The sequence below is a fragment of the Micromonospora parva genome (assembly GCF_000718515.1).
Classification (GTDB): Bacteria; Actinomycetota; Actinomycetes; order Mycobacteriales; family Micromonosporaceae; genus Micromonospora; species Micromonospora parva.
Genome location: NZ_JNZS01000025.1, coordinates 71,786 through 85,281, shown reverse-complemented (window position 1 = coordinate 85,281; position 13,496 = coordinate 71,786). Strand labels below are relative to the sequence as shown.

At 71.7% G+C, this 13,496-nt stretch carries 12 protein-coding genes; 9 read left to right on the top strand and 3 right to left on the bottom strand.

The features are described from left to right. Window positions 1-19: 19 nt before the first annotated feature. Window positions 20-2,125, bottom strand: coding sequence for an amylo-alpha-1,6-glucosidase (locus tag IF22_RS0127250; protein ID WP_036412387.1), 2,106 nt, complete (start codon window positions 2,123-2,125; stop codon window positions 20-22). A 146-nt stretch (window positions 2,126-2,271) separates the two neighbouring features. Here IF22_RS0127250 and IF22_RS0127245 point away from each other — a divergent pair, with 146 nt between their 5' ends. The 4 genes from IF22_RS0127245 (at window position 2,272) to IF22_RS0127230 (ending at window position 6,621) form a co-directional block, all read left to right on the top strand. Continuing rightward, a complete protein-coding gene (locus IF22_RS0127245; protein ID WP_030336869.1) occupies window positions 2,272-3,261 on the top strand; it encodes a LacI family DNA-binding transcriptional regulator in 990 nt (329 codons plus the stop codon). A 26-nt stretch (window positions 3,262-3,287) separates the two neighbouring features. Then, entirely contained in the window at window positions 3,288-4,538 is a 1,251-nt protein-coding gene (locus IF22_RS0127240; protein WP_030336866.1) for a sugar ABC transporter substrate-binding protein, read from the top strand. Between the two features lie 72 nt (window positions 4,539-4,610). After that, window positions 4,611-5,732, top strand: coding sequence for a carbohydrate ABC transporter permease (locus IF22_RS0127235; protein WP_030336863.1), 1,122 nt, complete (start codon window positions 4,611-4,613; stop codon window positions 5,730-5,732). Window position 5,733: 1 nt separating this feature from the next. Further along, window positions 5,734-6,621, top strand: coding sequence for a carbohydrate ABC transporter permease (locus IF22_RS0127230; RefSeq protein WP_030336860.1), 888 nt, complete (start codon window positions 5,734-5,736; stop codon window positions 6,619-6,621). Between the two features lie 43 nt (window positions 6,622-6,664). Here the strand turns inward: IF22_RS0127230 and IF22_RS0127225 are convergent, their stop codons facing one another. Further along, entirely contained in the window at window positions 6,665-7,240 is a 576-nt protein-coding gene (locus IF22_RS0127225) for a GNAT family N-acetyltransferase (protein ID WP_030336858.1), read from the bottom strand. Between the two features lie 35 nt (window positions 7,241-7,275). Between IF22_RS0127225 and IF22_RS0127220 the strand changes: the two genes are divergently transcribed. Next, the gene (locus IF22_RS0127220; protein ID WP_030336857.1) at window positions 7,276-8,550 is read left to right on the top strand and encodes a glycosyltransferase 87 family protein; all 1,275 of its coding nucleotides are present in this window, start codon (window positions 7,276-7,278) and stop codon (window positions 8,548-8,550) included. Here the strand turns inward: IF22_RS0127220 and IF22_RS0127215 are convergent. Continuing rightward, a complete protein-coding gene (locus IF22_RS0127215) occupies window positions 8,449-9,000 on the bottom strand; it encodes a GNAT family N-acetyltransferase (protein WP_030336855.1) in 552 nt (183 codons plus the stop codon). The genes IF22_RS0127220 and IF22_RS0127215 overlap by 102 nt on opposite strands. A gap of 79 nt (window positions 9,001-9,079) precedes the next feature. On the opposite strand from IF22_RS0127215, the gene IF22_RS0127210 reads away from it, so the two are divergent. The 4 genes from IF22_RS0127210 to dapA all read left to right on the top strand — a co-directional run bounded on the left by IF22_RS0127210 (window position 9,080) and on the right by dapA (window position 13,457). Beyond that, on the top strand, window positions 9,080-10,309 hold the full coding sequence (locus IF22_RS0127210) for a winged helix-turn-helix domain-containing protein (protein ID WP_030336852.1): 1,230 nt from the start codon (window positions 9,080-9,082) through the stop codon (window positions 10,307-10,309). Between the two features lie 55 nt (window positions 10,310-10,364). After that, complete coding sequence (locus IF22_RS0127205) at window positions 10,365-10,886, top strand: DUF2752 domain-containing protein (RefSeq protein WP_051708812.1); 522 nt, start codon at window positions 10,365-10,367, stop codon at window positions 10,884-10,886. Between the two features lie 856 nt (window positions 10,887-11,742). Further along, window positions 11,743-12,483 (top strand): FAD-dependent thymidylate synthase, encoded by a 741-nt coding sequence (gene thyX / locus IF22_RS0127195; protein WP_030336847.1) that lies wholly within the window; start codon window positions 11,743-11,745, stop codon window positions 12,481-12,483. Between the two features lie 47 nt (window positions 12,484-12,530). Continuing rightward, window positions 12,531-13,457, top strand: a complete 927-nt coding sequence (gene dapA, locus IF22_RS0127190) for a 4-hydroxy-tetrahydrodipicolinate synthase (RefSeq protein ID WP_030336845.1) — start codon at window positions 12,531-12,533, stop codon at window positions 13,455-13,457. Window positions 13,458-13,496: the final 39 nt, after the last annotated feature.

Below are 13,496 nucleotides of genomic sequence, written 5' to 3'. Positions count from 1 at the left end.
GGCGAGGGCGGGGCGGGGGCTATTGGGGGAGGGGTTGGGTGGTGGGGCGGCGTTGGGTGGGGAGAGGTGGGGTCAGGGGGGTGGGCAGGCCGGTGATGGTGGCTTCGCCGGTGCGGTCGACGGTGACGGTCACTGGAGCGCCGCCCACGCGCAGTCCGTCCACATGCAGCGCGCCGAGTTCGGGCCCGGCCAGCGGTGTCAGCCGGACCGTGCCGGCCGGTACGTCCGGGTAGAGCCCCGTGGCCGCCTGTAGCAGCAGCACCGCACCCGCCGCGGCCCAGGCCTGCGGTCGGCACGCGGCCGGGTACGGCACCGGACGGTTCACCAGTGCCCGGTCGTCGCCGCCGTACAGCTCCGGCATCCGGTAGTCGAACGCCTCGGCCGCGCTGAGCAGTCCGTCGGCCAGGCCGAGGGCGGCGTCGCGGTGCCCGGCGCGGGCCAACCCACCGAGCACGATCGCGGTGTCGTGGGTCCAGATCGAGCCACAGTGGTACGACAGCGGGCTGAAGCCGGCATCGTCGCTGGACATGGTGCGCAGTCCGAACCCGGCGGCCATCGTGTCGGTGGTGAGCAGGTGCGCGACCTGCGCCTCCTCGTCGCGGTCGAGCAGGCCGGTGCCGAGCAGGTGGCCGATGTTGCTGGTCAGCGAGTCGACGGGGCGCTTGTCGCGGTCGAGGGCCAGCGCTGGTTGTGGGCCGTGGCGGCCGTCGACCCAGAAGCTCTTCCGGAACCGGTCGACAAGCGCGGCGGCGTGCTCGCGCCAGCGGTCGGCGCCCGGTCGGCCGAAGGCGTCCAGCAGGGCGGCCCCGTTCACGGCGGCCTCGTGCGCGTACCCCTGCACCTCGGCAAGCACGATCGGCGCGGTGGCCAGGGTTCCGTCGTGGAATCGGACGGCGTCTCCGGAGTCCTTCCACCCCTGGTTCGACAACCCGCGACCGGTGGTGTCGACGTACTCGACCAGGCCGTCACCGTCCGGGTCGGCGTGCTCGCCGAGCCAGCGCAGCGCCGCCTCCAGGTGCGGCAGCAGGGGCTCGATCTGCTCGGCGGGCATTCCCCACCGCCACGCGTCGTGCAGCAGGTTGACCCAGAGCATGGTGGCGTCGACGGTGCCGTAGTACGCCGGTGGAAGGTGCAGGCCGTTCTCGGGCAGGGCGAACTCGTGGCGCCGCAGCTCGTGCAGGATCTTGCCGGGGGCCTCGCCGGTCGTCGGGTCGATCCGGGTGCCCTGCCGGCGGGCGAGGACGCGCAGGGTGCCGGCGGCCAGGTCGGTGCCGAGCGGCAGCATCATCCGGGCGGCCCAGAGGCTGTCCCGGCCGAACAGGGTGAGGAACCAGGGCACCCCGGCGCCGAGGAACACGTCCCCCGGGGCGCCGGTCTCGGCCAGCCGGAGGCCCCGCAGGTCGTCGAGGCTGCGGTCGAGCAGCCGGACGAGGCGTCGGTCGTCGGCGCTCACCTCGGGTCGGGACCATTCGGGCTCGCCGGCCGGGCCGACGACGACGGCGCGCGGGTCGTCGACGGCCAACTGCCAGCGCAGCACGGTCTCGCCGCCGGGGGGCAGGTCGACCGGCCAGACCAGCCGGGGAGTGGTGGCCCGCTCGCCGTCGGCGAGCACGTCGGCGCCTGGCGCGGTGACGGTGACGGTGATCCCGGTGCCCGTCCAGGTGAGCGTGCCGGGCTGGCCGGTGCTGGCTGCCAGCGCGTCGGTGGCGCGACCGGACTTGACGACCTCGATGGGGGCGAGGTCGCAGCCGAGGTCGACGGAGACGGTGGCCCGTACGCCAACAGTGGCGGTGGAGCGGATGCGCAGCTCCTCGGTGAGACCGTTGCGGGTGGCCCGGCGGGTCCGGTCGACCCGGACGGTGGGGTCGGGTGTGGGGTCACCGAGCCAGCGGGCCAGGCTCACGAAGTGCGCGCCGTGCGGTCCGACGTCGCCCCGGGTCAGCCCTTCGAGCTCCTGGTCGTCGACAAGCAGCTCGGCGCGGGAGAGCACCCGGGCATCGGCGTGGAAGACGCCCTGGACGCCGGTCGGGCGGATCTGCCCGGTCGCGTCCCCCAGCGCGCTGGTGGGGGCGAAGACCACCCCGACCAACTCGTGCAGGAGGGGTTGCAGCTGGCGTTCGATCACGGTGTGGCTCCAGATCCTCGGGGTGCGGGGCGGACGTCTTGACAACGCGGCCCCTGGCGGTGCAAAGTGCGAAACATTCCAGAAACTTGAACGATCCAATCCTGCCTTATCCAAATTGGATCGTTCAAGATGGCGAGAGGGATTAAGTGGCCGAAAAGGTGACCATCGCGACGGTGGCCCGGCACGCCCGAGTCAGCCGGCAGACGGTGTCCAACGTGCTCAACGCCCCGCACATCGTGCGGCAGGAGACCCGTCAGCGGGTCGAGGACGCGATCAACGCGCTCGGCTACCGGGCCAACCAGGCCGCCCGGCAGATGCGCACCGGCCGGTCCCGCCTGATCGCCGCCCGGATCGAGCCGACCCGCGACGGCATCAACGGCTCCGTGCTCGACCGCTTCCTGCACGGCCTCACCGAGACCGCCGACGCGGCCGGCTACCGGGTGCTGCTCTACACCGCCACCGACGACGAACGGGAGATCGCCACCTACGGCGACCTGCTCGGCACCTACGAGTTGGACGCGTTCGTGCTGGTCGGCACCAAGTACGGCGACCCGCGTACCCAATGGCTCGCCGACCGGGACGTGCCGTTCGTGACCTTCGGCCGCCCGTGGGACGCGCTCGACGCACACCCCTGGGTGGATGTGGACGGCGCCGCCGGCACCGCCCAGGCCACCCGGCGGCTGCTGGACGCCGGCCACCGGCGGATCGCGTTCATCGGCTGGCCGGTCGGCTCCGGCGTCGGCGACGACCGGCGGGCGGGCTGGCGCGACACGCTGCACGCGGCCGGCGTCGACCCGACCGGGCTGCACCGGGAGACCGAGGACGGCATCGCCGAGGGCGAACGTCTGATGCGTGACCTGCTCGTCGCCGTGGCGCCGAGCGCGGTGGTCTGCGCCAGCGACTCGCTCGCCCTCGGCGCCCTCCAGGCGATCCGCGGCGTCGACCCGTCCGTGTCGGTGATCGGCTTCGACGACACACCGGTGGCCGCGGCGGTCGGGCTGACCAGCGTCAGCCAGCCGCTCGGCGAGGCCGCCGCCCGCTGCGTGGACCTGCTCACCGGGGTCCTCGACGGCGACCACGAGACCCCCAGCCCCGTGCTGCTCCAGCCCTCATTGGCACTGCGGCACACCGCGTAGCCACACCCCCCCCACCAGGAGAAACCATGGCACCTCGAACAATCACCCGGGCAACGGTGGCGGGCCTCGCCGCCGTCGCCCTCCTCGGCTCCGCGGCCTGCGGCAGCGGCTTCGACGACTCCTCCGGCGACACCGCCCAGTCCAGCGGCCCGGCCAGCCTGCAGATCCTCATCGGCTCGTCCGGCGAGGCCGAGACCAAGGCCGTGCAGGACGCCGCCGCGACGTGGGCCAGCAGCTCCGGCAACACCGCGACGGTGACCCCGGCCCAGGACCTCACCCAGCAACTCGGTCAGGCGCTCGCCGGCGGCACCCCACCGGACGTCTTCTACGTGGACGCGGCCCAGTTCGCCAACTACGCCAGCGTCGGCGCCCTCGAGCCGTACGGCGACAAGGTCAGCAACTCCGGTGACTTCTACGAGAGCCTGCGTACCGCCTTCACGTACGACGGCAAGCTCTACTGCGCGCCCAAGGACTTCTCCACGCTGGCCCTGCAGATCAACACGGACCTGTGGACCAAGGCCGGGCTGACCGACGCCGACGTGCCGACGACCTGGGAGCAGCTCACCGCCGCCGCCCAGAAGATCAAGGCCAAGGGGCAGGTCCCGCTGGCCCTCGGCGACACCCGGGACCGGATCGGTGCCTTCATGGTGCAGAACGGCGGCTGGCTGGTCAGCAAGGACGGCAAGCAGCCCACCGCTGACACCCCGGAGAACCTCGCCGCCCTCCAGTACGTCAAGACCATGCTCAGCACCGGGCTGGCCAAGTACCCCAAGCAGCTCGACGCCGGCTGGTCCGGTGAGGCGTTCGGCAAGGGCAAGGCCGTGATGACCATCGAGGGCAACTGGATCAAGGGTGCCCTGCAGAACGACTTCCCCAACGTGAAGTACAAGGTGGTGGCGCTGCCGGCCGGCCCCAAGGGGCAGGGCACGCTCTCCTTCACCCAGTGCTGGGGCATCGCCGCGAAGAGCAAGTACAAGGATCAGGCGATCAAGTTCGTCGAGGCGATGACCAGCAGCGAGCAGCAGATGACCTTCGCGAAGGCGTTCGGTGTCATGCCGTCCCGCCAGTCGGCGCGCGACCGGTACACCGCCGCCTTCCCGGCGGACAAGGTGTTCGTCGACGGTGCCGCGTACGCCCAGGGCCCGGTGAACGCCCCGAAGATGGACAGCGTCCTCAAGGACCTCGACACCGGTCTGCAGGGGCTGGCCAACGGTGACCCCAAGACCGTCCTGCAGAACTTCGACAAGAACGCCAAGGCTGCGCTCGGCGGCAGCTGAGGTGACGGCGGGGGCTCCGGCGACCACCGGGGCCCCCGCCGCACGTCGGCCGGAGAGAGGAAGGGAGGGAAGATGGCAACCGAGACACTGACCGCCACGGCCACCGCGACCGGGTCGAGCCCGCGCCGACGCGGGGGCGGCACCCGACGCGACGAGAACCTCGCCGGCTGGCTCTTCGTCGCCCCGGTGATCGTCATTCTCGGACTGTTCCTGCTGCTGCCCATCCTGATGGCGCTCTGGGTCAGCCTGACCGACTGGAACGGCCAGGGCAGTCCCTTCACCGGCGACGTCCCGTTCGTCGGCGCGCGCAACTACACCCAGTTGTTCACCGAGGACGGGCTGGCCCGGCGCGACTTCATGACCAGCATCCGCAACAACATCTACTACGTGGCGATCGTGGTGCCGGCGCAGACGGTGCTCGCGCTCGGCCTGGCCCTGGTCGTCAACAACCGGATGCTCAAGGGCAAGAGCTTCTTCCGCAGCGCCTTCTACTTCCCCTCGGTGACCAGCTCGGTCGCGATCAGCGTGGTGTTCCTGTTCCTCTTCGCCAACTCCGGCGCGGTGAACGCCCTGCTCGGCTTCGTCGGCATCGACGGGCCCGAGTGGTTCGCCGATTCCCGGGGCGTGCTGCACCTGCTGTTCGGCGTGTTCGGCGTCGACTCGCCGCCGGCGGCGCTGGCCGACGGCGGGCCGTTCGGGCTGAGCTGGTGGGACTGGTTGGCCGGCCCGAGCGTGGCGATGATCTCGATCATCACGTTGGTCGTCTGGACCACCTCCGGCACGTTCATGCTGATGTTCCTGGCCGGGCTGCAGAACGTGCCGGTCACGCTCGACGAGGCCAGCACCCTCGACGGTGCGTCCCGGTGGCAGCGCTTCCGGTACGTCACCCTGCCGATGATCAGGCCCACCACCTTCCTCGTGCTCACCCTCGGGATGATCGGCTCCTGGCAGGTCTTCGACCAGGTGTACGTGATGAGCCAGGGCGACCCGGCCAAGACCACGCTCACCCCCGCCTACCTGTCGTACCGGACCGCCTTCCGGGACTTCGACTACGGCTCCGGGGCGGCGATCTCGTTCGTCCTGTTCCTGATCATCATCGTGCTCACGCTGATCCAGCGCCGCGCACTGGCCGAGCGGGACACCGACCGGCCGCGCCGCGGCTGGCGGCGTCGCCGCGTACCGGAAAGGTCCTGAGATGGCCGTGCTCACCGACCGCCCGGCGGCGGTGCCCGCGCGGCGTCAGCACCGCGCGGCCCGCACCCTGGCCACCCGCTTTCTGGGGTACGCCACGCTGGTCTTCTTCGGGCTGGTGTTCCTCTACCCGTTCGTCATCCAGATCGGCAACGCGCTCAAGACCGAGCCCGACGCGGCGGCGAACCCGCTGTCGCCGTTCCCGGACCCGCTCACCCTGGCCGGCTTCGAACGGATCTTCGCCGGCACCAACTTCCCCCTGTGGCTGGGCAACTCGCTGCTGGTGACGGTGCTGGTCACCCTCGGCCGGGTCTTCTTCGACTCGCTCGCCGGGTACGCGCTGGCCCGGCTGCGGTTCCGCGGCCGCAGCGGACTGTTCGCCGCCGTCATCGCGGTGATGGCGGTGCCCGGGGTGGTGCTGCTGATCCCGAAGTTCCTGGTGCTCAACCAGCTCGGCATCTACAACAGCTACGCCGGTCTGGTGGTGCCACTGCTGGCCGACGCGGCCGGCGTGTTCATCATGAAACAGTTCTTCGAGTCGATTCCGGTCAGTGTCGAGGAGGCCGCCCGGATCGACGGGGCGAGCATCTTCCGCACCTTCTGGTCGGTGGTGCTGCCGATGGCGAAGCCGGCCCTGATCACCCTCACCATCCTGTCGTTCCAGGGCTCCTGGAACGAGTTCCCGCACAGCCTGGTGTCCGTGCAGGACCCGGACCTGTTCACCCTGCCGCGCGGGTTGGCCGACCTGGTCAGCGGCTCGCTCGGCAAGGGCACCCAGTACCCGCTCAAGCTCGGCGCCGCGCTGCTGGCCACCATCCCGGTGGCGATCATCTTCGTGGTGTTCCAGCGCTACTTCGTCCGCGACGCCAACGACGGCTCGGACAAGGGCTGACCTGGTTCGGTGTGGCGGCCCCGATCCGGGTCCGCCACACCTGTCACTCGACCTTCTCGGCCGGAACGGCGACGTGCAGGCGCACCTGAGGCACCAGCATGTCGTCCACGTCGAGCGCGCGGGCCGCCCCGTCGGGCTCCCACCCGGTGCTGGTAAGGAACTTCCGGGTGGCCTCGTCGCCCTCGAACGCCCAGGCCACCGCCCGGCTCAGGCCGTCCTCCCGCCACAGGTCGACGGCGGCGGCGAGCAGCCGACTGCCGTGCCCCCGCCGGCCCCAACGCGGCTCCACCAGCAGGTCGGTCACCGCCGCCACGTCCGGGCCGAGCGCCTCGGCCGGCTCACCCGGCGCCAGGGCCTCGCCGTCGGCCGGGCCGGAGGCCGCGAACCCCACCAGATACGATTGCTCGGCCTGTTCGACGGCGACCAGCACCCGGTGCTTGCCCGAGGGCGGCTCCAGCACCGCGGCGCTCCACCGCCGGGCGAGGAACGCCTCGTCCAGGTTGTCGAGCACATGCCGAGGCAGGATCCGGCGGTACGCGACCCGCCAGGTCGCGAGTTGGATGCGTGCGATCTCGCCGGCGTCCTCGGGACGCGCCGGGCGGACGTACCCGAGAGCCATGGGACGGAAGCCTACGCAGGGCGGGGGAGACGACGGTGGCGCAGGGTGCCAACAGGACGACCGCGCAGGTCGTCGGGGTGGTGGTGCTCGCCGCGGCGGTCACCGGGTTCCTGGCCGTGGCTGCCGTCCGGCACGGGTTCTTCGACCTGAAGGTCTACTACGGTGCGTTGACCTGGTGGGTGCACGACGGCGGGGAGATCTACGACTACCTCAAGCCGGGCACCCAGTACGGCTTCACCTATCCGCCGTTCGCCGCACTGGCCATGCTGCCGATGGCGTACCTGCCGTGGACGGCGGCGATCGTGGTGAGCGTGCTCGCCAGCGTGGCCACCACCACGGTGCTGATCTGGTGGCTGGTCGACCCGATCGCCCGCCGCGCCGGCTGGACCCGGTGGTTCGCCCTCGCCGTGGCGCTCTGCCTGGCCGCCGCGTTCGAGCCGATGCGGGAGACTGTCAACTTCGGCCAGGTCAACACGCTGCTGCTCTTCCTGGTGGCGGTGGACCTGCTGCGGCTGCTGCCGGCGGGCAGCCGGTGGACCGGAGTGGGCATCGGCCTCGCCACAGCGATCAAACTGACCCCGGGCGTGTTCATCGTCTACCTGCTGGTGACCGGGCGGTGGCGGGCCGCGCTCACCGCCAGCGGCACGGCGGCCGGGGTGTCGCTGCTGGCCGCCGCGCTCTTCCCGGACGCGTCCCGGGAGTTCTGGACCGAGGCGCTGTGGAACACCGGTCGGGTGGGTGAGCTGGCCTTCGTCTCCAACCAGTCGCTGCGCGGGGTGGTCGCCCGGCTCGACCCGGAACACCCGAGCACGCTGCTGTGGCTGCTGCTGGTGCTCGGCACCCTGGCGCTCTGGGCCTGGCGGTCCCGGGCCGCCGTCGCGGCCGGCGACGAGGCGACCGGCCTGGCGCTGACCGGTGCGGTGATGTGCCTGGTCAGCCCGGTCACCTGGGTGCACCACCTGGTCTGGCTGCTGCCCGCGTTGATCCTCCTGGTGGACAACGCGATGGCCGCGCCGGCCGGCCGCCGACGGCGGGTCCTGCTCGTCGCCGCGACCATCGGGTACGCGCTGCTGATCAGCCGCACCGTCTGGTTCTGGGAGAAGGACTTCACCGGGGTGGACGGCTTCCTGGGCAGCAACGCCTACGTGTGGATCAGTCTGGCGCTGCTGGCCTTCCTGCCGATCCGCCGGTGGCTGACCCCGCACGGGTCAGCGGTCGAGGCGTCCGGCGTACCGCAGCTCGACCAGCCCGACCGGCGGGCCCCCGCCGGCCAGCGGCACCTGATAGGTCGACCGCTCACCGTCCGGTGACAGGCCGGCGCGCTCGCAGAACCGACGGGCCCGCCGGTTGTCCGCCAGCACCCACGCCCGGTACCCCGCCCAGCCGCGCTCGGTGAGCCCGCTCCGGGCCGCGTCCAGCAGCGCGGCGGCGGTCCCGTCACCCCAGCGGGCCGGCTCCACGTAGAGCGCCACCACCTCGCCGACCGTCTGGTCCAGGTCGTCCCGGTCCTGGTTGCGGCGGTACGGCCCGAAGGTGGTGAAGCCCACCACCAACCCGTCCACCTCGCCGAGCAGTGTGGTGAACGGGTGCTCCGGATCGGCGGTGCCGACGTCGCGGCGACGCTGCGCCCAGGCCACCACGTTGAGCCGCCCGAGCACCTCGTCCGGCATGAAGCCGGCATAGCCCGCCTGCCAGCCGTGCACGTGCACCCGGGCGACCGCCTCGGCGTCGTCCGGCTCCTCCCGACGGATGGTCAGCATTGCACCGTTCTATGCCTCGTTGGTCGTCACGTCCAGCTTCCCGCACCGGCGTCGTACCGATGAATTAAGGTCGCCGACGATGACCACACCGGAATCACTCTCGCTCGCCCAGGCCCGCCGCGTGGCGCTCGCCGCACAGGGCTTCGCCGACCCGGCGCCGACGGGTGTGCCCACTCGCCGGCACCTGCGTCGGGTGCTGAGCCGGGTCGGGCTGATCCAGATGGACTCGGTCAACGTGCTGCAACGCGCGCACTACCTGCCGCTCTACAGCCGACTCGGGCCGTACCCGACCACACTGCTCGACCAGGCCGCCTACCGGCGCCCGCGGGAGCTGTTCGAGTACTGGGGCCACGAGGCGTCGTTGGTCCCGGTCGAGCTGCACCCGTTGCTGCGCTGGCGGATGGCCCGCGCGCGCAGCGAATCCTGGGGCGGCATGCGGCGGATCGCGCAGGAGCAGCCGGAGCTGGTCGCCTGGGTCCGCGACGAGGTGGCCGCCCGGGGGCCGCTGACCGCCGCCGAGATCGAGCACGACGCCCCCCGGGAGACCGGCAACTGGGGGTGGAACTGGTCGGCCGTCAAGCGGGCCCTGGAGTTCCTGTTCTGGGCCGGGGAGGTGGCCGCCGCCGAGCGCAGCACCTCGTTCGCCCGCCGCTACGACCTGCCCGAGCGGGTGCTGCCGGCGGCGGCGCTGGCCGCGCCCACTCCGAGCGACGCCGAGGCGTACCGCACGCTGGTGGCCCTCGCCGCGCGGTCGCTTGGGGTGGCCGCCGAGCCGGAGTTGCGCGACTACTTCCGGTTGCCGTTGGCCGGCGCCCGGCAGGCCGTCGCGGAGCTGGCCGAGGCCGGTGAGCTGGTGCCGGTCACCGTGGCGGGCTGGCGACAGCCGGCGTGGCTGCACGCGTCCGCCCGGCTGCCGCGCTGGGTGCGCGGCAACACACTGGTCAGCCCCTTCGATCCGTTGATCTGGGAACGTGCCCGCACCGAGCGGCTGTTCGACTTCAGCTACCGGATCGAGATCTACGTCCCGGCGCCACAGCGGGTCTACGGCTACTACGTGCTGCCGTTCCTGCAGGGCGACCGGTTCACCGCCCGGGTCGACCTCAAGGCCGACCGCAAGGCCAAGGTGCTGCTGGTCCCGGCCGCCTGGCTCGAGCCCGGCGCCGACCCGGGGGAGACGGCGGTGGCGCTCGCCGCCGAGCTGTACCGGCTGGCCGGCTGGCTCGGCCTGGACGCGGTGGCACCGCCCGCGGCCGGCGACCTGGCCGGTCCGCTCACCGCCGCGTTGGCCGGCGTGTCCGGTGTACCGTGAGCGCGTGACGAGCGTTCCCGGACCGGTCGACAAGCCGCAGCCCGCCCCCGGGGCGGTGCACCAGGCCGCCCTGGCCGACGGTTCGGAGGGTTGGCCGGCGACCCCGCTGGGCGGTTACCCGGCACCCGAGCCGGACCGGCTCACCCGGTTCGTGCTGCGGCTCTACGAACGCTCCCCGCGCTGGGCGGTGCCGCTGGCCGCGGTCGGCTGCGTCGCCGTCGGTATGAGCTACGCGCTGCTCAGCAATCCGACGCACGCCGACCCGGATGCCGCGCCCACCTGTCTGCTCAAGTTGACCACCGGGTTGGACTGCCCGGGCTGTGGTGGCACCCGCGCCCTCTGGTACGTGCTGCACGGGGACCTTCCGGCCGCCGCCCGACACCACTTCGTGTTCATTTTCGCGCTGCCGTTCCTGGCGTACCTCTTCGTGGCCTGGGCAGGAAGTCAGGCGTTCGGGTGGCGAATGCCCGAGCTGCGGATCAGCTCGAGGGTCATCGGCGGCTTCCTGGCCGCATGGCTGGCCTTTTCGGTGCTCCGCAACCTGCCCTGGGCGCCGTTCACCTCGCTCTACGTCTGACCCCGCCGTCGCCCGACGCGCTGGTGCGCCGAGGTGCGCCATCGCCCGACGCGCTGTCCCGGGGTTCCTCGTCACTCATCCGCACACCCTCCGTCGTCTCCGTTCCGTCCGGCGCGCTGGTGCCCCGATGCTCCAGCGCGTAGATGTAGGGCTGGCATGCGTTGTTCGGCGTCCTTTGGAGCTGATCCGTTTACGACATCACGGGACTCCTCCGCCGGCCGCCACTTGATCGACTCGGCATTCAGAAAACGGGGCCATCCACCCGACCCGGACACCCCGACTTACAGAAACGCGAGTCGATCACCAGTAGGCAGCCGGCAACCGCGCTCGCGGCGCACCGCGGCCGACGCATTTCGCCCCGGGATCGTGCTCGATCCTGGATGTAGTGGTGTCAGGCGCGGGGGATGCCACTACATCCAGGATGTTGCATGATCTTGTGGGTGGAGCGGCTGCCGGGTCGTTCGGGTCGTTCGGGTCGTTCGGGTTGTTCGGGCCGCTCGGGCCGTTCGGGCCGCTCGGGCCGTTCGGGCCGCTCGGGCGCGCTCGTCAGGTTGGGAGCCCGTCATCGGTAGAGAGACGTGCCTGGTCGAGAGAGCCCGATCCACCGCGCTGATGTCGCAAACGATTCAGCTCCAAAGGACGCCGATGGAACTGCCCGCCCCGATCCCGGGCCCAGCAACGATGACGCCGGACGCCGGACGCCGGACGCCGGACGCCGGACGCCGGACCGGCCCCCTGGATCCCGGCCCGGGCTTCGGCGGCGGCGCCACCACTGCCTGAGTGATCGACATTGCACGGGGCGCGCCTGAGTTGGGCCGACCGGCACCGCACCACTACAGTCCCAGGAATGCCGGACATGGTGCAGCCCCAGGTCAAGTTGATCGCGTGGACCCAATTCGCGGCCCCGGACGACGTGCCGTGGTCGACCGACGCGGAGGGTGGCCAGGCACTCGCGGAGTTCGCCGGTCGGGCCTGCTACCAGTCGTGGAAGAAGCCGAACCCGGCGACCGCCACCAACGCCGGCTACCTGGCGCACATCCTCGAGGTGGGTCACCTCAGCGTGCTAGAGCACGGGTCGGTCACCTTCTACTTCACCGGGGTGTCCCGCTCCTTCACCCACGAGCTGATCCGGCACCGGCACTTCTCGTACTCCCAGCTGTCCCAGCGGTACGTCCCGGAGCGGGACGCGGCCATGGTCGAGCCGGCGGTCATCGCCGACGACCCCGAGCTGCACAAGAAGTTCGTGGAGGCGGCCGAGGCGAGCGTTCGGGCGTACACCGAGTTGCTGGAGGGCCTCGAGCAGCGCTTCTCCGACGAGCCGAACCCGACGCTGCGCCGTAAGCAGGCACGGCAGGCGGCCCGGGCGGTGCTGCCCAACGCCACCGAGACCCGGATCGTGGTCTCCGGCAACTACCGGGCCTGGCGGCACTTCGTCGCGATGCGGGCCACCGAGCACGCCGATGTGGAGATCCGTGAGCTGGCCGTGGAGTGCCTGCGCCAGCTGCAGGGTGTCGCCCCGAACGTGTTCGCCGACTTCGTGATCTCCACGCTGCCGGACGGCACCGAGGTGGCGGCCAGCCCGCACGAGGCGTCCTGAGCCCTTCCCCGGCAGGGCCCGGCTGGTCGTCCGCTAGGTTGGAGGGTATGACGCACGACCACCTCGACGCCGCGGCCCGACCGGCGTCCCGCCCTTTCGGCCGGCTGCTGACAGCCATGGTGACCCCGTTCACCCCCGACGGTTCCCTCGATCTCGACGGCGCCGCCCGGCTGGCGAGCCACCTGGTCGACGAGCAGGGCAACGACGCGCTGGTGGTCAACGGCACCACCGGTGAGTCGCCGACGACCACCGACGCGGAGAAGGAACACCTGATCCGGGCCGTGGTGGAGGCCGTCGGTGACCGCGCCAAGGTGGTCGCGGGCGTCGGCACCAACGACACCCGGCACACCATCGAGCTGGCCGCCGCCGCCGAGAAGGCGGGTGCGCACGGCCTGCTGGTGGTCACCCCGTACTACAACAAGCCGCCGCAGAGCGGGTTGCTGCGCCACTTCACCGCGGTGGCCGACGCCACCGGCCTGCCGGTGATGCTGTACGACATTCCGCACCGCTCCGGCGTGCCGATCGACACCGAGACGCTGGTCCGGCTCGCCGAACACGGCCGGATCGTCGCGGTCAAGGACGCCAAGGGCGACCTGACCGCGACCAGCTGGGTCACCAGCCGCACCACCCTCGCCTTCTACAGCGGCGAGGACGCGCTCACCCTGCCGGCGCTGGCCGTCGGCAGCGTGGGCGTGGTCGGCACCTCGACGCACTTCACCGGGGCGCTGACCGCACAGATGATCGAGGCGTACGACGCGGGGGACATGCCGACCGCGCTGTCCCTGCACCGGCGGCTGCTGCCGCTGTTCACCGGCATCTTCCGTACCCAGGGCACGATCCTGGTGAAGGCGGGCCTGGCGTCGCTGGGCCTGCCGGCCGGCCCGGTGCGACCCCCGCTCGTGGATGCCACCGACGACGAGATCGCCCAGCTGCGCGCGGACTTCGCGGCAGCGGGCCTGGAGCTGCCCGAATGAACGAACGAAACGATGGACGTCGAGTGACGGCGTCGCAGA

Coding starts and splice junctions, on each gene's coding strand:
- IF22_RS0127240 (WP_030336866.1), top strand. CDS start 3,288: ATGGCACCTCGAACAATCACCCGGGCAACGGTGGCGGGCCTCGCCGCC.
- IF22_RS0127235 (WP_030336863.1), top strand. CDS start 4,611: ATGGCAACCGAGACACTGACCGCCACGGCCACCGCGACCGGGTCGAGC.
- IF22_RS0127230 (WP_030336860.1), top strand. CDS start 5,734: ATGGCCGTGCTCACCGACCGCCCGGCGGCGGTGCCCGCGCGGCGTCAG.
- IF22_RS0127225 (WP_030336858.1), bottom strand. CDS start 7,240: ATGGCTCTCGGGTACGTCCGCCCGGCGCGTCCCGAGGACGCCGGCGAG.
- IF22_RS0127215 (WP_030336855.1), bottom strand. CDS start 9,000: ATGCTGACCATCCGTCGGGAGGAGCCGGACGACGCCGAGGCGGTCGCC.
- IF22_RS0127210 (WP_030336852.1), top strand. CDS start 9,080: ATGACCACACCGGAATCACTCTCGCTCGCCCAGGCCCGCCGCGTGGCG.
- thyX (WP_030336847.1), top strand. CDS start 11,743: ATGGTGCAGCCCCAGGTCAAGTTGATCGCGTGGACCCAATTCGCGGCC.
- dapA (WP_030336845.1), top strand. CDS start 12,531: ATGACGCACGACCACCTCGACGCCGCGGCCCGACCGGCGTCCCGCCCT.